The following is a 20736-nucleotide window of genomic DNA, read 5'->3' as shown; positions in this document are numbered from 1 at the left end:
CGGCCGGGGGAGCGGGTCACCCGGCGGCCGCCCGGCTCACCGCGCCGAGGAGCACCGCGTCCGCGCCGAGGGCGGCTCGTACGACACGGGTCCCGCGCAGCAGCGGGAGGGCCCGGGCCGCGAGTTCGGCGCGCAGGGCGTCCTCGTACCACGGACCGGCGTCCAGGACGCCTCCGGAGAGCACCACCACGTCCGGGTCGAGGGTGTTCACCACCCCGGCCAGCGCTGCTCCCAGTGCCCCGCCTCCGCGTCGCAGGGCCGAGCGGGCCGACGCGTCCCCGTCGGCCGCGGCGGCGGCGACCGCGCGCAGGTCGCGGACGCCGGCGTGGGCGGGTTCGCGGCGGAGCAGTGCGGTCATGGCCGGACCGGAGGCGACGGCTTCCACGTGGCCCCATGCTCCGCACGGGCACCGGTGGCCCTCGGCCGCGGCGACCGGGACATGACCGACGTGCCCGGCCGCTCCGCGACTGCCGCGCACCACGGCCCCCTCGACCGCGATCGCGCCCCCGATGCCGGTTCCGGCCATCACCGCGACGGCACCCCGTGCGCCGAGGGCGGCACCGGCCGTCAACTCCCCGGCCAGGAAGGCCTGTACGTCACCCAGAAGCGACGCGGGAGCGCCGAGCGTGTCCTCCAGGAGCGCCGCCAGCGGGGTTCCGGCCCAGCCGGGCAGCGCCTCCGTGGCGGCGGCGATCGTACGGCCGTCCGGTGCCACGACTCCGGCCGTGCCGACGCCGATCGCGGTCAGCACGGTCCCGGCGGCAGCCGGCTCCGCCAGGACCCGCGCGGCCAGGTCCAGGACTCCGGCGACGACGGCCGCCGCGCCCGCCGCGGCCGGGGTGGCGGCCGTGGCGCGGGCGAGGATGGTGTCCCGCTCGTCGAAGACCGCGGCGGCGGTCTTGGTGCCGCCGATGTCGATCCCCAGCCGGACCGCGGGGCCGGGCGTCGTGGCCCCGGGCGAGGTGGTCGTGCGAGGCGTGCGGGTCGTCATCTCCGGCGCTCCCGGCTGATCGTGAGGCGGTAGTCGTAGCGGTCCGCGCGGTAGAGGCTGACGGCCCGCTCGACGGCCCGGCCCCGGATGTCCCGGGTGACCCGTTCCACCAGCAGGGCGGGGAACTGCGGCGGAACGTCGAGCAGCGCCGCCTCGCGCGGGCCCACCACGGTGGCCCGGATGGTCTGGTCGGCGGTCTCGGGCGCCGCGCCGGCCCGCTCCAGCCAGCCGTACAGGCTGTGGGGTTCCCCCTGGTCGACCAGGCCGGGGACCAGCGCCTCGGGCAGCCAGACGTTCTCCAGGCACATCGGCTCGCCGTCCGCCGTGCGCAGCCGCTCCAGGTGGACCACCGGCGAGCCGGGGGCCAGGAAGAGGTCGCGGGCGCAGTCGAGGTCCGCTTCGGTGCGCTCCAGGAGCAGCAGCCTGCTGTCGGGGACCATCCGCCGGCTGCGGATGTCCTCGGAGAACGAGGTGAGGTGGAGCGACTTGCTGATGGTGGCGGGGTCCGCGACGAACGTGCCCGCACCCTGCACGCGATAGACCCGGCCCTCCTGGGTGAGCCGCTCGACCGCGCGCCGCACCGTCATCCGGCTGACCGAGTAGCGCTGCATGAGATCGCGTTCACTGGGCAGCGCCTCGTGCGGGGCGAGACCGTCGTCGATCAGAGCCGTCAGGGCCGTGCGCAGCGCCTCGTGCTTCGGCTCACGCTCGACGGGTGCGCCGCTGTCCGGACCGCCGCTGCCGGCCTCGGTCCCGTTGCTCGTCTCCGTACCGCTGTTCATCCCTTGACCGCCCCTTCGCCCACGCCTCGGAAGAAGTACCGCTGCAGGGTGAAGAAGAGAACCAGCAGCGGGACCACCGCAATCATGGTGCCCGCGGCGACGACCCGCTGGTCGTTGGTGAACGTGCCGGACAGGTACTGGATGCCCACGGTCAGCGTGTAGTTGGCCGGGTCGGAGAGCACGATCAGCGGCCACAGGAAGTCGTCCCAGGCGAAAACGAAGCTGAAGATGGCGACGACGGCGATGGTGCCGCGTACGGAGGGCAGGGCGATGCGCGCGTAACGCTGCCACTCTCCCGCGCCGTCCAGGACGGCCGCCTCCTCGATCTCCCGCGGAAGGCCGAGGAAGGCGTTGCGGAAGAGGAGGATCGACAGGCCGGTGACGGCCAGCGGCAGCATCACGCCGAGGAGGGTGTCGTTGAGACGCAGCGAGCGCATCATCAGGAACTCGGAGACCATGATGCTCTCGAAGGGGATGATCATCGTCGCGAGGAAGATCCCGAAGGCGATCCGGCGGCCCCGGAACTCCATGCGGGCCAGGGCGTACCCGGCCAGCGATCCGAACAGGCAGTTCGTGGTGGCGCAGCCGACCGCCACCAGAAGGGAGTTGACGGCGTAACGGAAGACCGGGACCGTCTCCGCCGCGGAGACGTAGTGGTCCACGGTGGGGTCGCTCGGCAGCAGTTGGGGCGGGTAGCCGAAGACGCTCTCGCCGGCCCCCTTGAGCGAGGTGGACAACTGCCAGAGGAAGGGGCCGACCGTGATGACCAGGACCACGAGGAGCAGCAGATAGCGGACGCCGGTGCCGGACGCGGCCCGCAGGCGCAGCGAGCGCGGCCTCGGGGTGACCGGGGCGGGCGCGCGCCGCGGGGCCGGTGCGGCCGGGCGGGCGGTGTCCTTCGGCGGTGTCGTGGTGGGGGCGCTCATGCCTGGTGCTCCCGGGAGTTGAGGCGGGTGACGAAGGCGGACAGGCCGAGGGTGCCGAGGAACAGCGCCAGGCTCATGGCGGAGGCGTATCCGGCCTCGCCGCTCAGGCCGAGCCCCGCCTCCCGGATGGTGTAGACGAGGGTCCGGGCCTCGCCGCCGGGGCCGGCGCTGCCGTCGCTGAGGGTGTAGACCTCCGCGAAGACCTTGGCGGAGGCGATCGCGGAGAGGGTCGCGACGAGGACCATGGTCGGGCGCAGCAGCGGCACGGTGACGCTCATGAACCGCCGTACGGGGCCGGCTCCGTCGACCTCCGCCGCCTCCAGGAGGGAGCGCGGCACATTGGCCAGGGCGGCGAGGTAGACCACCATGTAGTAGCCCAGGCCCTTCCACACCGTCATGGCCATGGCGCTGAACAGCAGTAGCGTGGAGTCGGTGAGAAACGGCAGCGGCTCGGCGACCAGGTGCAGTCCGCGCAGGAGTGAGTTGACCAGGCCGTCGCTGGACAGCAGCCAGGACCAGATGAGTCCCGCCACCACCATCGAGGCGACGACTGGCGAGTAGAACACCGCGCGGAAGAAGCCGACGCCGGCGATCCTGCGCTGCACCAGAACGGCCACCAGGAGCGGCAGCACCACCATCAGCGGCACCACGACCACCACGTACAGGGCGGTGTTGCGCAGCGAGAGCCAGAACTCGGCGTCGCCGAGCAGCCGTTGGTAATTGGCCAGACCGGTGAAGTGCCCGCCGCCGAGCGTGCTGGCGTCGGTGAAGGACAGGACGACGGTGTTACCGAAGGGGATGATGAAGAACGTCACCGCGACGGTGAGCGCGGGGGCGAGGAACAGCCAGGGGGCGTACCAGCGTCGGCCGGTCACAGGTCCTCCACGAAGTGCGGGTGGTGCGGTGGCCGGCGGCAGGGGGTTGCTGCCCTGCCGCCGGAGCGGGCTCAACGGCGTCGGGCGGATCGGTGGGCGTCGGTCCAGGTCGGCCGGCCCGCGATCCGGTGTCGGTCCGCCTCGGTCAGCCGGTGATGGCGTTCGCAGCGTCGACGGCCTCGTCCAGCGCCTTCTGCGGGCTGAGCTTGCCCTGGAGGGCGAGCTGGACCTTGCCGATGACGGCCTTGGTGACGCGCTCGTCGTACTGGACGGGCACCAGGTTCTGGCCCTTGGCGATCTGCTCGGCGGAGATCTTCCGTGCCTGTGCCTCGGCGGACCCGTCGCCGGCTTCGGTGAAGTAGGGGTCCTTCAGCGCCTCGGAGACGCTCGGCAGCACAGTGACGATCTTGCTGAACGCGAGCTGGTTCTCGGCGTTGGCCATGTAGGAGGCGAAGGAGATCGCGGCGGCCTGGTTCTTGCTGGACTTGGGCACGAGCAGGCCCATGACCGACATGTTCGTCGCCCCGGACGCCCCGGTGATCTGCGGTCCTACGCCGGTCTGCTCGGCGACCTTCGGCGCGTTCTCCTTGATGATGGTCAGGAAGTTCGGGCCCGACGGCAGGACGCCGATGCGGCCGGCCTGGTACGCCTCGGTCGACTTGGTGTGATCCTGGGTGATCGAGTCCTTGGGGAAGACGCCCTTCTTGTAGGCGTCGGCCAGCTCGCCGAGGTAGGCGGCCGCCTCGGGGGTGTTGAAGGTCCACTTCTTGCCCGACTCGTCGAGCAGCGGCACCCCCTGCTTGGCGAGGTCCGTGATGAAGCGGTTCTCCAACGCGGGGTGCAGGCCGTAGGAAGCGCCCTTGCCCTTGGCGGACAGCTCGGCTCCGGACGCGAGAAGCTCCTCGAAGGTGGCGGGCGGCTTCGCCGGGTCGAGCCCGGCCTTCTCGAAGAGGCCCTTGTTGTACATGGTGACCTCGGAGGTGAGGTACCAGGGGATCCCGAAGGAGCCCTTCATACCCGGGACGGTGAAGGCGTCCCACGCGCCGGGCACGTAGTCGCCCTTGATGTCCTTCGCCGCGCTGTCCATGTCGACGAACATGCCCTTGGCCTCAAGTGCCTGGGCGAACTGCGGGTTGAGGTTGACCACGTCGGGGAGGGTGCCGGCGACCGCGTTGGCCGTCATCTTCTCCTGCGCCCCCGCGAAGGGGACGTCGACCCACTTGACGTCGACGTCCGGGTGCTTCTTCTCGTACGAGGCGATGACGCCCTCGATGTACTTCGTGAAGGTCGGCTTGAGCTGGAGCGTCTCGAAGGACACGGTCCCCTTGAGGGGGCCGTCCGCACCGTTCGCCTGCTGGGCGCCGGAGTTGCTGTCCGTGGAGCCGCCCAGGCCGCAGGCGGTGGTGAGGACTCCGAGGGCGATGGCGACGGATGCGAGACGGGTGCCTCTGCTGGAGGGCATGACGCTCCTAGGGACGATCCGGACACCGGCCGGAAGGGGAGGGGGCGTACGACGTGGGTCGCAGCTCGGTCAAGTGGTCCGTACCACTTGCGAGCTAGAGTTTGCTGAGCCTTCGCCGTCACGTCAACAGGTGTGCCGCATCTTTCTTCACGGGCTTGTGCGGACCCGCCCGTGCCGGCGCGCCCTCATCCAACGGGAATCGACGCCGCGGGTCTTGCCCTTTCCCTGTTGTGCGTGGGTTGATGTGCGCCGTCACCCAACGAAGGGACCACTGTGCGATGACTCTTCCTCCTGGCCGACGAAGCCTGTTGCTCGCTGTGCCCGCGGCTCTCGCCGCCACGCTCACGGCCCGTACCACTGCCCAAGCTCTGACCGCATCCGGTACGAACCACTTGCCGCAGATCTCCGCTGCGGGCACCACCATCGGCGAGAGCCAGTGGACTTCGGGCACCCCCACGGCCCCCGGACCCACCGTCGCCAAGGAGCTGCTGCGGCAACTGCCCGGCTCCATGGCGGGCCCGGAACTCGTCGTGTCCAACAACCCGGAGACCGTCACCGGACCCGGCTGGCTCATGCAGCACGCCCGCACCACCGGCAACCGCGGCGGCCGGGCCCGCGCCCTCTCCGGCACGTTCCCGCTGTACCTGTACCACCAGAACAGCACCGGCGGCACGGCGTATCTGCACGTCCTGGTCTCCAATCCCGGCAGCTCCGCCGTCACGGTGAGCGCACGGGGCTCGGCCTGGACGAACGCCGACAAACCGCTGGTCCAGGACCCCGCGCGGCGAGCCGGCACCGGCCCCTGCCACGCCGTCTCGGCCGACTGGGCCGCGGGCAGCCTGCGCACCTACCTCGCCCCGGCGTCCGTCGCCCCGAAGAAGGTGGTGCAGGTCGCCCGCATCCCGATGACCGGGTCGATCCTGGACGGGCTTTTCGAGATCACCGCGAGCGGCGGGGTCTACACGTACACCGTGATCACCATTGATGGCAGCCTCACCACGGCCGTCAACCTCTCCCAGACCGACAGCGCCGCCGCCCCCGGCAACATCATCGGACAGACGGAGACCACGTACGGTCGCGAGGCCGGCGTCTACGGCGGATCCCGCTGGACCACGGGCCGCACGACGATCGACGTCCCCGCCGCCGGAAAGCACCTGGGCCTGGCGCTGAACACCACCGTCCGCCAGGTCGCCGCCCTGGACCAGACGGCGCCGGCCACCGCGGCGCTCAGCGACTCCTCGCAGCGCAGTTGGGGCAACTACGGCGCCCGCTACGCCATCGAGCTGGCCCTGCGGAACCCGGGGACGCAGCCGCGCACCGCGCGCCTCGTCTTCGGCTCCAACGTCACCGGCTCCACCGACGTGCCCGGCAACACCTGGAACGGGGCGGCGGCCGTCTCGGTCGACGGCGCCGCGCCGCAGATCCGTACGGTCTACGTACGCCCCACCGTGCCCCGCGACACCATCGGGACGTACGCGCTGCCGGCCGGCGCCACCCGGACCGTCACCCTCGACTTCGTCGTCCCCGGTCTGATCACCGCGGGCTCGCAGTTGCTGCTGGAGAGCGTGACGGGCTGAGGGCGGCACAGCGGGTACCAGCCGTGTGACCTGGGCTGTCGACGCGTGAAGTAGGGTGGCGAGCCCTACGGAGGGGGCGTGTGCGTTGGCGGTTCGGGTCACCATGGCCGATGTGGCCCGTGCGGCCGGTGTGTCGTCGGCGACGGTGTCCTACGTCCTGTCCGGGAAGCGGCCCGTCGCGGAGGAGACCCGACGGGTGGTCGAGGCCGCCATCGCCGACCTGGGCTTCACCGTCAACACGATGGCACGCAGCCTGCGGACCGGCCGCTCCAGCATCGTCGCGCTGGTCGTACCCGATCTGTCGAACCCGTTCTACGCCCAGCTCGCGGCCGCCCTTCAGAAGGAGTTGCGGCCGCTCGGCCTGCACGTCATGGTCTGCGACACCCAGGCGGTCCGGGACGAGGAGCGGGCGTTCCTGCGGGAGGCCCTCCAGCAACGGTTCGCCGGGGTCGTGATCACGCCGTTCCGGCTGGTGGCGAAGGACTTCCTGCCGCTGTCGGCCGCCGGCATCCCGGTGGTCGTGAGCGCCGATCTGCCCTTCGGGGAGGCGGATCTGGTGACGCCGGACGCGCGGGCCGCCATGCGCCAGGCGCTGACGGAGGTCACGAGTGCCGGCCGCCGGCGCATCGCGATCATCGCCGGTCCCCGGGACGCCACCGGCGGCGACCCCCGGCTGGAGCTGCTGCGGGCCCTTGCCGTCCAACTCGGCACCGCCCTCCCCGGCCGCCTGGTCGTCCGTGGCGAGCACACCCGGGAAGCCGGGGCGGCGGGCTTCGAGCGGCTGATGCGGATGAAGTACCGGCCGGACGCGGTCTTCTGCGCGAACGACGTCGTCGCGATCGGCGCGATGGACAAGGCCGAGGAACTGGGGATCGGCATCCCGGGTGACGTCGCGCTCATCGGCCATGACGACGCCTCGTTCGCGTCGCTCGTCCGGCCCCGGCTGACGACGGTCAGGTACCCCGCCCCCGATGTGGGCAGGGCAGCGGCGCGGCTGCTCATCGAACGCCTCGAAGGGCGCGTGGTGAGGAAGACCGTCAAGGTCAAGGCGCAGTTCGTCCCGCGCGGAACGGTCTGACGGAGTCAACCCCGCCGCCGGCCTTCGAGCATAGGCGACACGTAATCGATTACGTCTTCTTCCTCACCGCCGAGTCAGAGGTGTCGTTCTCACTGTTCTTGCAGCTCAAGGGGGAGTTGGGGTCCTCGTGTCTCCGTTCGTGCGTATCACGAAACGGTCGCGGCGAGCAGGCAAGTTCGCCAGATCTGTTGACTTCTGTTGAACCTTGTTGTGAAGGTAGCCGCCGTCGCCTCACTCCGACGTGACGGCCCCGGCTCAAGGGAGAGCACCCTCATGGCACTTCGCACGCGCGGCTCGATCACCCCCGGCCCTTCGGCCGCCCGGCGCGGGTCCCTCGCCCGGCGCGGCCTGGTCGGGGGCCTGGTGCTCACCCTCACCGCGCTGACCGGGTGCGGTGGCGGCTCGGACGGCACGGCGGATTCGGCGGCCGGCTCGGCCTGCGAGAAGACCACGGGCAAGGTCACGCTCGACTACTGGTCCTGGGTGCCGGGCATGCAGAAGGCCGTCGACCTCTGGAACAGCGAGAACCCGGACGTCCAGGTCAAGCTCCGCACGACGCCGGCCGGCAACGCCGGCACGTACCAGAACATTTCCAACGCGCTGAAGGCTGAGAAAGCCCCCGACCTCGGGCAGATCGAGTACGACTCGCTCGCCAGCTTCCGCCTCAAGGGCGGGCTCAAGGACATAGCGAAGTGCGACGGAGTCAGCGACGCCCGGGCGAAGTTCGTCGACTGGACCTGGTCCCAGGTGGACTTCGGAGCCGGAGGCGAGGACGGAGTGTGGGCGGTGCCGCAGGACACCGGCCCGATGGCGCTCTTCTACCGCAAGGACGTCTTCGACCAGCTCGGTCTTGCCGCGCCGACGACCTGGGAGGAGTACGAGGCCGCCGCCCGGAAGATCAAGGCCGCGAAGAAGGGGCAGTACATCACCCACTTCTCCCAGACCGACCCGAACTGGTTCACCGGGCTGCTGTGGCAGAACAAGGCCCCCATGTTCGAGCGCGACGGCGACAGCTGGCAGGTCACCGTGGACCGGCCCGAGAGCCGCCAGGTGGCCGACTACTGGCAGCGCCTCATCGATGACGAGCTCGTCGCCACCGACCTCCAGGGCTTCTCCCCGGCCCTGTACAAGTCGTGGAACGACGGCGAGGTCGTCAGCTGGATCAGCGCGGCCTGGGGGTACAGCACCATCCGCGACAACGCGAAGTCCACCTCCGGCAAGTGGGCCGTCGCCCCGATGCCGCAGTGGGAGAAGGGCCAGCAGCAGGCGGGCAACTGGGGCGGCTCGACCACCGCCGTTCTCGCCGGCAGCGAGCACCCGGCCGAGGCGGCGAAGTTCGCACTGTGGCTCAACACCGACGCGGAGGCGCTGGAGATCCTCAACCGGGAGGGCGGCCTCTACCCTGCCGCCGAGGCCGGCCTGGAACTGCCCGCCCTGCAGCAGCCCGTCGACTTCTACGGGAAGCAGAAGGTCTTCGACGTCTTCGCCGAGGCGTCGGCCAACGTGGACACCGATTTCACGTGGGGCCCGACCATGACCGACACCTACCGCTTCCTCAGCGACGGCACGGCGAAGGCCACCGGCGGCGGCAGCACGCTGGGCGAGGTGCTGAAGGAGACCGGCTCCCAGAGCGCGGAGTCGCTGCGCAAGCAGTCGCTCGACGTGACGGACTGACCCTCCGGCCGGTCTTCCCCCGCCCCTGCCCCTCCGGTTGGGCTCGACCCGAAAGTCACCCGTGACGACCACCCGTACCCCCGTGGCGGCGCCCACCCGCCGCCGCACCCTCGCCCCCTTCGCCTTCCTCGCCCCCTTCCTGATCCCCTTCGTGCTGTTCACCCTCGTGCCCGTCGGCTACGCCTTCTGGCAGAGCCTGCACAGGACCGAGCGCACGGGCGGCACCTTCGGCCGCACCGAGACCGTGTTCGCCGGGTTCCAGCAGTACGCCGACGTGGTGTCCGAGCCGTTCTTCGCGGACAGCCTGCTGCGCGTGGCGCTCTTCGCCCTGGTGCAGATCCCCGTGATGCTCGCGCTCGCGCTGGCACTCGCGCTCCTGCTCGACTCGGCGGTGGCCCGCCTCAAGCGGTTCTTCCGGCTGGTCTACTTCGTGCCGTACGGCATCCCCGGTGTCGTCGCCGCCCTGATGTGGGCGTTCCTCTACGACCCGCGGCTGTCCCCGGTCGTCGACCTGCTCCGCTCGGTGAACGTGGACGTCGACCTGCTCGGCCCCGACGCCATCCTGTGGTCGATCGGCAACGTCGTCACCTGGACCTACACCGGGTACAACATGCTGATCATGTACGCGGCGCTCCAGGCCGTGCCCGCCGACCTCAGCGAGGCAGCCCGCGTCGACGGAGCCGGTCCGTGGACGATCGCGCTGCGCATCAAGGTGCCGGTGATCCGCCCGGCGATCGTGCTGACCGGCGTCTTCTCCCTGATCGGCACCTTCCAACTGTTCACCGAACCGCAGGTGTTCCGCGCCATCTCCACCAGCGTCACCAGCACCTACACCCCGAACCTCGCCGCCTACTCGCTCGCCGCGGGCGACCGCTACAGCGAGGCTGCCGCGCTGTCGGTGCTGCTCGCGGTCGCGACGTTCGCGCTGTCCTTCCTGTTCCTCCGCCTCACTGCCAGGAGGCAGGGATGACCCTCCTCACCCGCACCGAGGGCGCACACGCACCCGCGCCCGGCCGTCCCCGGCGCGGCCCCGGCCTCTCGGCCGTGCCGGTGTTCGTGTTCATGGCATTGGTCGCCGGCTACATGCTGCTGCCCGTCTACTGGCTGCTCGTCTCCGCGACCAAGAGCCAGGGCGACCTGGTCAGCACGCCCGGCCTGCTCCCCGCTGACTGGCACCTGGGCGAGAACCTCACCGCGCTCTTCAGCCAGCAGGACGGCGTCTACCTCCGCTGGCTCGGCAACAGCCTGGCCTATGCCGGAGCCGGCGCGGCGGTGGGCACGCTGCTCGCCGCCATGGCCGGATACGCCCTGACCGTCTACGCGTTCAAGGGCCGCGAGGCGGTGTTCTCGGTGATCCTGGGCGGCGTCCTGGTGCCCGCCACCGCCCTCGCCCTGCCGTTGTTCCTGCTGTTCGCCGAGGTGGACGCCACCAACACCTTCTGGTCGGTGTTCCTGCCCAGCATCGTCAGCCCCTTCGGCGTCTACCTGTCCCGCATCTTCGCCGCCGCCTCCATACCCGTCGAGGTCATCGAGGCGGCCCGGATCGACGGGGCGGGGGAGTGGACCATCTTCCGCACTGTCGCCCTGCGGATGATGTCCCCGGCCCTCGTGACGGTCTTCCTCTTCCAGTTCGTCGTCATCTGGAACAACTTCCTCCTCCCCCTGATCATGCTGCAGGACGAGCGGCTCTACCCCGTCACCCTGGGCCTGTTCACCTGGCAGTCGCAGACCAGCCGGGCGCCGGAGCTCCAGACCCTGACCCTGGTCGGCGCGCTCGTCTCGGTGGTGCCCATCGTGATCACCTTCCTCATGCTCCAGCGCTACTGGCGCGCGGGCCTGGCCGCCGGGGCGGTGAAGTCGTGACGGACGCCCTGCACACGCTGACACAACGGCTCGGCGGAATCGCCTACGGAGGCGACTACAACCCGGAGCAGTGGCCTGCGGACGTCTGGCCCGAGGACATACGCCTCATGCGCGAGGCGGGCGTCAACCTCGTCACCGTAGGAGTGTTCTCCTGGTCCCGCCTCGAACCCCGCCCGGGCACGTACGACTGGTCCCTGCTCGACACGGTCCTCGACCTGCTGCACGCCGCCGGTATCGCCGTCGACCTCGCCACCCCCACCGCCGCCCCTCCGCCCTGGTTCAGCCGGGCCCACCCCGCCTCGCTCCCGCAGAACGCCTCCGGCACCCGGCTCACCCACGGCAGCCGGCAGGCGTTCTGCCCGAGCAGCCCCGACTACGCGCGGGCCGCCGACGCCCTGGTGACGGCGCTGGCCAACCGGTACGCCACCCATCCGGCCGTCGTCATGTGGCACGTGCACAACGAGTGGGGCAACCACAACGCCCTCTGTTACTGCGACACCAGCGGTGCCGCCTTCCGTACCTGGCTGCGCGACCGGTACACCACCCTGGACCGGCTCAACGACGCCTGGGGGACCGACTTCTGGGGACAGCGGTACGGCGACTGGGCGGAGATCGACCCGCCCCGCGAGACCACCGCCTTCCGCAACCCCGGCCAGGAACTCGACTACCGGCGCTTCTCCTCCGACGCCCTGCTCGCCCGGCACCGCGCGGAGAGCGCGCTGCTGCGCGGCCTCGCCCCCGGTACACCGATCACGACCAACCTCCTGGGCACCCTGGAGAAGAAGGTCGACGGGCACGCCTTCGCCCGGCACTGCGACATCGTCTCCGTCGACCACTACCTCGTCGCGGCCGATCCCGGCAACCACGTCGACCTGGCGCTCAACGCCGACCTGGCCCGCGGCATGGCCGGCGGCCGGCCATGGCTGCTGATGGAGCACTCAACCTCGGCGGTCAACTGGCAGCCCGTCAACGTGCCCAAGGCACCCGGGGAGATGCGCCGCAACAGCCTCACCCACCTGGCCCGGGGCGCCGACGCCATCATGTTCTTCCAGTGGCGCCAGTCCCGGGCGGGCGCGGAGAAATGGCACTCGGCCATGCTTCCGCACGGCGGCACCGCCACCCGCAACTGGGGCGAGGTCACCGCGCTGGGCGCCGAGCTCGCCGCCCTGTCCGAGGTGCGCGGCACCCGGGTGCGGGCGGAGGTGGCGCTGCTCTTCGACTGGCCCGCCTGGTGGGCCCTGGAACTGGAGGCCCGCCCCTCGGAGGGCCTGCGCCACCTGGACCTGGTCAGGAGCTGGTACGGCGCACTGTGGGACCTCGGCATCACCTGCGACCTCGTGGCCCCCGACGCGGACCTGACGCCGTACCGAGTGGTCCTCGCGCCCAGTCTCTACCTGGTGACCGACGCGGACGCCGAGGCCCTGCACGCCTTCGTCCGAGGCGGCGGCCACGCGGTGCTCGGTCCCTTCAGCGGGGCGGTCGACGCCCATGACCGGGTGCGGACCGGCGGCCATCCCGGTGCGTTCCGCGACCTCCTCGGACTCGTCGTCGACGAGTACGTCCCCCTTCGGGAGGGCGAATCGGCGCTGCTGTCCGACGGCTCCCGCGCGCCGCTGTGGACCGAGCGGGTCGAGGCGCGCGGCTGCGCGGCCTGGCTGCGGTTCGCGGACGGCCCCGAAGGCGGCCCCGCCCGCGGCGGCCCGGCCGTGACCCGGCACGCCCACGGCGACGGCACCAGTTGGTACGTGGCGGCGGCCCTGCCCGCGCGCTCCCTGCGCGACCTGCTCGGCGCCGTCTGCGAGGAGGCCGGGGCCGCCCCGGCGGCAGCCGTCCCCCCGGGGGTCGAGGCCGTGCGCCGCGGCGCGGGCGACCGCTCGTACCTCTTCCTCGTCAACCACACGGACGGGGAGGCGTCCGTTCCCGTCGACGGGCACACCCTGCTCGACGGTTCGGCGCTTCCGGGGTACGTGAGCGTCCCGGCGGGGGAGGTCGTCGTAGTGCGAGAAGCCCCGCGGACCACACACCAGGAGACAAGCCGCTGATGCCGCTGATCGAGATCGACCGCCCGTCCGGAACCGTGCTCCTGCACGCCGCGGCCACCTGCTACGCCCTGCGGGTCGACCCGGCCGCCGGAACCGTGCGCACGGTGCACTGGGGAGGACCCGTGACTCCGGCGGACGTCCGCGAGGCCCAGGAGCCGGAGGCCGCGCCGGACAGCTTCTCCGCGCCGCTGGACGGTACGGAGGAGCTGGCCGTCGACGGCCAGGTGCGGTTCGCGCCGCCCGCCCTCGACGTGCGCTACGCGGACGGCACGAGCGCCGTCGAGCCCGTCGTGGACGGTTACGACGTCCGGGAGGAGGGGGACAGCGCGGAACTGTCCGTCAGCCTCCACGACACCGGTCGTCCGCTCGGTTGGCGGCTGCACTACCGGGTCCGCCGGGACTGCCCGGTGATCGAGCGCTGGACGGTGCTCCGGCACACCGGGGAGCGCGGTCAGCCACCGCTGACACTGCTGCGGCACTCGGCAGCACAGTGGAATCTGCCCGTGCTGCCGGAGTACCGGATGAGCGCGGTGCACGGCCGGTGGGCGGGCGAGTTCCAGCTGCGGCGTACCCCGCTCGCCGTCGGCGAGACCACCCTCACCAGCAGGCGCGGTCACACCGGCCACCAGAGCAACCCCTGGATCGCGCTCGACGCCTCGGACGCGACCGAGGAGGCCGGCGAGGTGTGGACGGTCGCTCTCGCCACGTCGGGCAGTTGGCGCATGACGACGGTGCGTTCCGCGGAGGGCCGGTGCAGTGTGCTGGGCGGCAGCGGCCACGAGGGCGTGGAGATCACTCTCGCGGCGGGCGAGAGCTGGACGACCCCGGTGAGTACGGGCCTCTACACGCCCGGCGGATTCGGCGGTGCGTCCCGGGCCCACCACTCCTACGTACGGGACCATGTCCTGCCCGCCCCCGGCGAACCGAGGCCGGTGCTCTGCAACTCCTGGGAGGCGACCGCCTTCGACGTCACCTTCGACGGACAGCGGGAACTGGCCGACCTGGCCGCGCGCATCGGCGCCGAACTGTTCGTCGTGGACGACGGCTGGTTCGGGGCCCGGAGCTGCGACCGCGCGGGACTCGGCGACTGGACCCCGCGGCAGACCGCCTTCCCCGAGGGCCTGCGCCCGCTCGCCGACCACGTCCACGGACTCGGCATGCGGTTCGGGCTGTGGGTGGAGCCGGAGATGGTCAACCCCGACAGCGAGCTGTTCCGCGAACGGCCGGACTGGGTGCTGCACCTGCCCGACCGCACCGCCCACCCGCTGCGGAACCAGCTGGTGCTCGACTTCTCGCGGCCCGAGGTCACCGACTGGGCCCTCGACTGGCTGCTGCGCACGGTCGACGATTTCGCCGTGGACTTCCTCAAGTGGGACTTCAACCGGTCGTTCACGGAGGCGGGTTCCGCCGGCCACCGTCCCGACGCCCGCCGGGTCTTCGTCGAGCACGCCCTCGGCGTCCACCGCGTCCTGGACGAGCTGCGCGCCGCCCGGCCGACCCTGCGGATCGAGGCGTGCTCGGGCGGCGGCGGGCGGGTCGACCTGGCGAGCCTGGCCCGTACCGACCAGGCATGGGTCTCGGACAACACGGACGCGGTGGACCGCCTCGCCATCCAGCACGGCTTCTCGCAGGTCTTTCCGGCCCAGGTGATGGGCGCCTGGGTCACCGACAGCCCCAACCCCTTCACCCGTCGGGCGGTGCCCCTGCGCTTCCGCTTCCACAGCGCGATGGCCGGGGTCCTCGGCGTCGGCGGCGACCTGACCCGCTGGTCGGCGGCGGACCTCGACGAGGCGGCGGCGTACGTCGCCCGGTACAAGGAGGCGCGGGCCACGATCCAGACGGGGGACCAATACCGCCTGGGCACCCCTGCGGACCCCTCGCACGCCGTGCAGTACGTGGCGCGCGACGGCGCGGAGTCGGTGGTCCTGCAGTGGCGGGCGGGACCGGCGGAACGAGCGCGGGCCCCCCGGCTCCGGCTGCGCGGTCTCGATCCGCGGGCGGTGTACCGGGTGGACGACGACAGCGGGACGCCGGCAGCCGGGACGGTACGCAGTGGCGCCGCGCTGGCCTCGCACGGCGTGCCCGGGGAGCTGCCGCCCGGCGATCACGCGAGCCGGATGCTGACGCTGCGCCGGAAGAGCTGAGCGGGCGGTGGACGCGGGGCGCGGCGGTGGCCGACACCGCCGCGCCCCGTTCGGTGCGTCCCTCAGCCGCAGTCGGTGACCGGCGTCCCGCTGTAGAGGTCGCGATCGGGGACGCCGCTGACGATGCTGCGCAGGTAGTAGCCGCAGGTGGGGCGGTTCTTGAAGTCGTAGGACTGGCCGGGGCGCAGCCGCCAGATCTTGTAGTCGTAGTAGGTGAGGTAGCGGTCGGGGTCGGCACGCTCGGGGCGGTGGTCGCCCAGGACGACGAAGGTGTCGGCGCCGGCGACGACGGCTCTGCCGTTCTTGTCGATGAAGAGGGATCCGCCGTCGTCGACACCGACGCCCCACGAGGCTCCGCCCGTGGTGAGTCCGTCCTCGATCGCGCGGGCGACGAAGGCCATGGTGCGGCCCATGCGGTCGCGGGTGACGAAGTGCGAGTCGTTGACGGTGTCGGCGTAGTTCGGCCAGACGAACATGCCGGTGGTGAAGGTGATCGCCGGATCGTAGGGGTCGTAGAGCGCCTCCTCGGAGGTGACGCTGCCGTCGCAGGCGTCGTAGACGACCGCGCTGTTGATGTGGTGACCCGCGCTGCCCCCGCCCGTGCCGCCGCCCTTGGCGACGACGGACTTCACCGAGTTCTGGAGCGTGGTGCCCTTCCAGTCGGCGTAGTCGCACTGGTCGCCGCCGGCGAAGTAGACGAACTCGGCATTGCGGATGTCGGTGTTGGCCGCGCCGTTGTTGCCGTCGCTGCGGCTGGTGAGGGTCCAGGTGGTGCAGGAGTTCACGCCCGCGAGGCCCATGACCGCGTCGCACTCGGGGGTCGCGCTGCCGGAGGCGGGCGCGGAACCGGCGAGGACGACGACGTCGAGGGCGCCCGTGCCGCCGCGGATTGCGTCGATGGCTCTGGTCATGGTCGCCGGAACGACCGCCCCGGAGCCGTTCATGGTGTACGCGGGGCCGGACCAACTGCCGCGGCTGACATCCAAGGTGCTGCCCAGCCGGATGCGCTGGGCGGCGGCGTGGGCGGGTTCCGCGGTGATGACGGCGGGGGCCAGCAGGGCCAGGAACGCGGCCAGGCAGGTCGCCGGCCGCAGGGGGTTACGGAGCACGGAGCTCTCCTGGGGACGGAGGAGTGGGCTACCGACGCGGAGTCGGTAGTGATGGAAAGTACAGATGTGAAGCACGGTCCGCCACATGTAACGCAACAACGATCCCGCGGACCGCGCACGCGTGGTGAAATTCGGGCGAAAAACGGTCCTGACAGGGGTCGCGCGGCACGGTCGGTGCAGCGCCGCGGCACATCAAGAAGAAGTAACGCTCGTTACATCTATGCAGAGAGAGTCTAGTTGTGTAATTTCTGGGGCGAGCCGTGCGAGGAAGTCACCGCCGGCCGGAAAACCTCCGGAAGGGAACGACATGAAGTACGCCCACGTCGCCGGTCGTGCTGTGACCGCCGCCGCACTGACCACCACCGTCCTGCTGGTGCTCACGGGTTGCGGAGAGAGCGGCGACAGTGCCGCCGCGGCCAAGGCTCCCGCGTCGCTCGAGGTCGCGGGGGCGACCGTAAAGAAGGACGCGAAGCTGCACGCATCACTGCCCGACGCCGTGAAGAAGTCCGGCACGGTACGAGTGGCCACCGACGTGCCCTACGCGCCCTTCGAGATGTTCGTGACCGAGGGGGAGAAGGAACTCACCGGCCTCGACTACGACCTCGGCCAGGCGATCGGTGCCCGACTCGGGGTGAAGTTCGCGTTCACCCCGCAGAAGTTCGACGGCATCGTGCCCGCCATCCAGGCCGGCAAGTTCGATGTGGCGATGTCCGCGATGACGGACAACAAGGAGCGGCAGGCGGTCGTCGACTTCGTCGACTACTCCGTCTCCGGCTCCGGGATCATGGTCGTCAAGGGCAACCCCGAGAAGATCACCACGCTCGACGACCTGTGCGGCAAGAAGGTCGCCGTCCAGGCCGCCACCAACCAGCTGGACCTCCTCAAGGAGCACCAGGGGTCGTGCAAGAAGGCCGGTGACGGCGAGATCGGCATCGCGACGTTCCCCAAGGACTCCGACGCCCAGCTCGCCCTGCGCGCGAACAAGGTCGTCGCCCAGGTGCTGACCAAGCCGGCGGCCGGATGGACCGCCAAGACCGCGGACGGCGGCCAGGCCTTCGAGGTCGCCGACGACCCGGCCGCGACCGGCGGCTACAACGCCTCACCGAACGGCATAGCCGTCTCCAAGAAGCTGCCCGAGCTGACGGACGCGATCCAGAAGGCGCTCCAGTCGCTGATCGACGACGGCACCGCCACCAAGATCTTCGAGAAGTACGGCGTCGCCTCGATCGCGGTCAAGGAAGCCACCCGGAACGCTGCGGTCGACTGAGATGACCACCACACTCGACACCCGGCCCGCCCCGGTCGAACAGGACCTGACCGTCGTCCCCGTACGCCACTACGGCCGCTGGGTCGCCGCCCTGGTCTCGGTGCTCTCGCTGGCGGGGCTGACCGGTTCGCTGGCCACCAACGCCAATCTCCGCTGGGACATCATCGGCGACTACCTCTTCGCCGGCCTGATCTTCGACGGGCTGGTCACCACCCTGTGGCTGACCGTCGCGGCCATGGCCCTCGGGCTCACCCTGGGCACCGTCATCGCCGTCATGCGCCTGTCATCCAACCCGGTGCTCTACGGCCTCTCCTCGCTGTTCGTCTGGGCCTTCCGCGGCACCCCGCTCCTCGTCCAGATCATCTTCTGGGGGTATGCGGGCGCCCTCTACAAGAACGTGCTCATCGGTATCCCCTTCACCGACATCACCTTCTTCCAGGCCGACACCAACTCCCTGCTCACCCCGGCCGTCGCGGCCCTGCTCGCGCTGGGACTCAACGAGGCCGCGTATGCCTCGGAGATCGTCCGGGCCGGGATCCAGTCCGTCGACAGCGGGCAGGCCGAGGCCGCGCACTCGCTGGGCATGCGGCCTGCCCTGACGATGCGCAGGATCGTTCTCCCGCAGGCCATGCGGGTGATCATCCCGCCCATGGGCAACGAGACCATCAACATGCTCAAGATGACCGCGCTCGTCTCGGTCATCGCCGCGCACGACCTGATGTCGAACATCCAGGAGGTGTACGCGCAGAACTACCAGGTCATCCCCATGCTCGTGGTCGCCTCGCTCTGGTACCTGGCGCTGGTCAGCCTGCTCAGTATTCCGCAGGCCTGGCTGGAGCGCCGCTACGGCCGGGGCACCGCACACGGAGGCCACACCTCCCCCCTGCGGCGGATGTTCACCGGATTCACCCGCGCGACCGCGCCGAAGACCGGAAAGGAAGAGGGCCGTTGACCGCGCCCATGGTGCACGCCCAAGGTGTGCGCAAACACTTCGGGAAGCTCGAGGTCCTCAAGGGCATCGACCTCACCGTCGAACGCGGACAGGTGTGCTGCCTGCTCGGCCCCTCGGGCTCCGGCAAGTCCACCTTCCTGCGGTGCATCAACCACCTGGAGAAGATCGACGGCGGCACGCTCGCCGTCGACGGGGAACTCGTCGGCTACCTGCGGCGCGGCTCCCGGCTCCACGAACTGCGGGAGAAGGAGATCGCCGCCCACCGCCGTGACATCGGCATGGTCTTCCAGCGGTTCAACCTCTTCCCGCACCTGACCGCCGAACAGAACATCATGGAGGCACCCGTCCGCGTCGGCGGCGCGAGCACCGCCGACGCCCGCGCGGATGCCCGGCGGCTGCTGGAGCAGGTCGGGCTGGCGGACCGGGCCGACCACTATCCCGCCCAGCTCTCCGGCGGACAGCAGCAGCGCGTCGCCATCGCCCGCGCGCTGGCCATGAAGCCGAAGCTGATGCTCTTCGACGAGCCGACCTCCGCGCTCGACCCCGAGCTCGTCGGCGACGTCCTGGACGTCATGCGGCAGCTGGCGGCCGACGGCATGACCATGGTCGTCGTCACCCATGAGATCGGGTTCGCCCGCGAGGTCGGCGACACGGCCGTATTCATGGACGACGGCGTGGTGGTCGAGGCCGGGGACCCCCGGCACGTGCTCGTCGAACCGGAGCAGGAGCGCACCCGCGCCTTCCTGTCCAAGGTCCTGTGACCGCGCCCACCCGACAGCGTCCGCGCGCCCAGGATCTGCTGCCCTACGCCGAGGCCCGCCTGGACGGGTTCCTCTCCGACCTTGCCGGACTCGTGGCGATCGACTCCGGTTCCTACAGCCCCGCCGGGGTGAACAGGGTCGCCGACTGGACCGCCGCCCGGCTGTCCACCCTCGGCTTCGCCGTCGAGCGGGTCACCCCCGGCGGGGCGAGCGGGGAGCGCACCGGGGACGTCCTGATCGGCCGCAGGACCGGCCGGCTCGCGGCCCGTGACGGTGGGCGGCGCGTCCTGCTCGCCGCCCACATGGACACCGTCTTCGCCGACGGCACCGCCGCCGCCCGCCCCTTCACCCTTCAAGGGAGGCTCGCGCACGGCCCCGGCGTCAGTGACGACAAGGGCGGTCTGCTCGCCGGCCTCACCGCCCTGGACATCCTCTGCACGGCGGGCGTCGAGGAGTACGCCGAGATCGTCTTCCTCGCCACCCCCGACGAGGAGATCGGCTCCCCGGCCAGCCGCCCCGTCACCGAACGGGCCGCCCAGGGAGCGCACTTCGCGCTCGCCCTGGAGTGCGCCCGGGAGAACGGCGACCTGGTCATCGCCCGCAAGGGAGTCTCGGACTTCCTCCTCACGATCACGGGACGCGCCGCCCACTCCGGCATCGAACCCGAGCGCGGCGCGAACGCCGCCCTCACCGCCGCGCACCTCGTCGTCGCACTCCAGGCGCTGAACGGCCGGTGGGAGGACGTGACCGTCAACGTGGGCGTGGTGCGGGCGGGAACGCGTACCAACATCGTCTGCCCCGCTGCGGAACTGCGCGTCGAAATCCGCTCGGCCACCACGGCCGGGATGGTACGGGCGCGGACCGCCATCGAGGAGGCCGCCGCCCGGCCCCAGGTGCCCGGCACCTCCGTGGTGGTGGAACAGCTCGACCTCTGCCCGCCGATGGAAGGCACCGACATCGCGCACCGCATGATGGCCCGTGCCCGCTCGCTGGGCGAGGAGCTCGGTCTCACGCTGGGAGCGGCCACGACCGGCGGGGTGGGGGACGCCAACATCATCGCGGGCGTCGGCGTGCCCGTCCTCGACGGCCTCGGACCGGTCGGCGGGGCCGACCACACCCCCGAGGAATGGCTCGACACAGCGACCGTACCCGAGCGGGTCGCCCTGCTCGCGGCGCTCGTCGCCACGCTGGGCGATGCCCGGCACGCGTGACGCCCCGGCGGCAGCGCCCCTC

17 protein-coding genes are annotated in these 20736 nt (G+C 71.2%); 11 read left to right on the top strand and 6 right to left on the bottom strand.

Annotation, left to right across the window (positions count from 1 at the left end; all coding sequences use genetic code 11):
- Positions 1-16 precede the first annotated feature (16 nt).
- The 5 genes from ACFWRV_RS18665 to ACFWRV_RS18645 all read right to left on the bottom strand — a co-directional run bounded on the left by ACFWRV_RS18665 (position 17) and on the right by ACFWRV_RS18645 (position 5036).
- The gene (locus tag ACFWRV_RS18665) at positions 17-991 is read right to left on the bottom strand and encodes an ROK family protein (protein ID WP_384335802.1); all 975 of its coding nucleotides are present in this window, start codon (positions 989-991) and stop codon (positions 17-19) included.
- On the bottom strand, positions 988-1773 hold the full coding sequence (locus ACFWRV_RS18660) for a GntR family transcriptional regulator (RefSeq protein WP_384335799.1): 786 nt from the start codon (positions 1771-1773) through the stop codon (positions 988-990). Before ACFWRV_RS18660 ends, ACFWRV_RS18665 begins: the two co-directional genes overlap by 4 nt.
- A complete protein-coding gene (locus ACFWRV_RS18655) occupies positions 1770-2699 on the bottom strand; it encodes a carbohydrate ABC transporter permease (protein ID WP_384335796.1) in 930 nt (309 codons plus the stop codon). The genes ACFWRV_RS18660 and ACFWRV_RS18655 overlap by 4 nt, the downstream gene beginning before the upstream one ends.
- A complete protein-coding gene (locus tag ACFWRV_RS18650) occupies positions 2696-3574 on the bottom strand; it encodes a carbohydrate ABC transporter permease (protein ID WP_384335793.1) in 879 nt (292 codons plus the stop codon). Before ACFWRV_RS18650 ends, ACFWRV_RS18655 begins: the two co-directional genes overlap by 4 nt.
- Positions 3575-3719: 145 nt before the next feature.
- Positions 3720-5036: an ABC transporter substrate-binding protein gene (locus ACFWRV_RS18645; RefSeq protein WP_384335790.1), complete on the bottom strand. Its 1317-nt coding sequence runs from the start codon at positions 5034-5036 to the stop codon at positions 3720-3722.
- Between the two features lie 392 nt (positions 5037-5428).
- Here ACFWRV_RS18645 and ACFWRV_RS18640 point away from each other — a divergent pair, with 392 nt between their 5' ends.
- The 7 genes from ACFWRV_RS18640 to ACFWRV_RS18610 all read left to right on the top strand — a co-directional run bounded on the left by ACFWRV_RS18640 (position 5429) and on the right by ACFWRV_RS18610 (position 15414).
- Positions 5429-6613 carry a DUF3370 family protein gene (locus ACFWRV_RS18640; protein ID WP_384335787.1) on the top strand — a complete coding sequence of 395 codons (1185 nt, stop codon included), beginning with the start codon at positions 5429-5431 and terminating at the stop codon, positions 6611-6613.
- A gap of 85 nt (positions 6614-6698) precedes the next feature.
- Positions 6699-7691 carry a LacI family DNA-binding transcriptional regulator gene (locus ACFWRV_RS18635; protein WP_384335784.1) on the top strand — a complete coding sequence of 331 codons (993 nt, stop codon included), beginning with the start codon at positions 6699-6701 and terminating at the stop codon, positions 7689-7691.
- 273 nt (positions 7692-7964) lie between these two features.
- Positions 7965-9365 (top strand): ABC transporter substrate-binding protein, encoded by a 1401-nt coding sequence (locus ACFWRV_RS18630; protein WP_384335781.1) that lies wholly within the window; start codon positions 7965-7967, stop codon positions 9363-9365.
- A gap of 61 nt (positions 9366-9426) precedes the next feature.
- Entirely contained in the window at positions 9427-10335 is a 909-nt protein-coding gene (locus ACFWRV_RS18625) for a carbohydrate ABC transporter permease (protein WP_384335778.1), read from the top strand.
- Positions 10332-11228, top strand: coding sequence for a carbohydrate ABC transporter permease (locus tag ACFWRV_RS18620; RefSeq protein WP_384335775.1), 897 nt, complete (start codon positions 10332-10334; stop codon positions 11226-11228). The genes ACFWRV_RS18625 and ACFWRV_RS18620 overlap by 4 nt, the downstream gene beginning before the upstream one ends.
- Positions 11225-13270: a beta-galactosidase gene (locus tag ACFWRV_RS18615; RefSeq protein WP_384335772.1), complete on the top strand. Its 2046-nt coding sequence runs from the start codon at positions 11225-11227 to the stop codon at positions 13268-13270. The genes ACFWRV_RS18620 and ACFWRV_RS18615 overlap by 4 nt, the downstream gene beginning before the upstream one ends.
- On the top strand, positions 13270-15414 hold the full coding sequence (locus ACFWRV_RS18610) for an alpha-galactosidase (RefSeq protein ID WP_384335769.1): 2145 nt from the start codon (positions 13270-13272) through the stop codon (positions 15412-15414). The genes ACFWRV_RS18615 and ACFWRV_RS18610 overlap by 1 nt, the downstream gene beginning before the upstream one ends.
- 62 nt (positions 15415-15476) lie before the next feature.
- On the opposite strand, the gene ACFWRV_RS18605 is transcribed toward ACFWRV_RS18610, so the two are convergent.
- Complete coding sequence (locus ACFWRV_RS18605; RefSeq protein ID WP_384335766.1) at positions 15477-16523, bottom strand: hypothetical protein; 1047 nt, start codon at positions 16521-16523, stop codon at positions 15477-15479.
- 307 nt (positions 16524-16830) lie between these two features.
- On the opposite strand from ACFWRV_RS18605, the gene ACFWRV_RS18600 reads away from it, so the two are divergent.
- The 4 genes from ACFWRV_RS18600 to ACFWRV_RS18585 are packed head-to-tail and all read left to right on the top strand — an operon-like array spanning position 16831 to position 20714.
- Complete coding sequence (locus ACFWRV_RS18600) at positions 16831-17790, top strand: ABC transporter substrate-binding protein (protein WP_384335763.1); 960 nt, start codon at positions 16831-16833, stop codon at positions 17788-17790.
- 1 nt (position 17791) lies between these two features.
- Positions 17792-18742 carry an amino acid ABC transporter permease gene (locus ACFWRV_RS18595; RefSeq protein WP_384335760.1) on the top strand — a complete coding sequence of 317 codons (951 nt, stop codon included), beginning with the start codon at positions 17792-17794 and terminating at the stop codon, positions 18740-18742.
- An 8-nt stretch (positions 18743-18750) separates the two neighbouring features.
- Complete coding sequence (locus ACFWRV_RS18590; protein ID WP_384335900.1) at positions 18751-19503, top strand: amino acid ABC transporter ATP-binding protein; 753 nt, start codon at positions 18751-18753, stop codon at positions 19501-19503.
- The gene (locus tag ACFWRV_RS18585; protein ID WP_384335757.1) at positions 19500-20714 is read left to right on the top strand and encodes a M20 family metallopeptidase; all 1215 of its coding nucleotides are present in this window, start codon (positions 19500-19502) and stop codon (positions 20712-20714) included. Before ACFWRV_RS18590 ends, ACFWRV_RS18585 begins: the two co-directional genes overlap by 4 nt.
- Positions 20715-20736 lie beyond the last annotated feature (22 nt).

The sequence above is a fragment of the Streptomyces sp. NPDC058576 genome (genome assembly GCF_042718715.1).
Taxonomy (GTDB): domain Bacteria; phylum Actinomycetota; class Actinomycetes; order Streptomycetales; family Streptomycetaceae; genus Streptomyces.
This window is presented reverse-complemented; position numbering and strand designations above follow the sequence as displayed.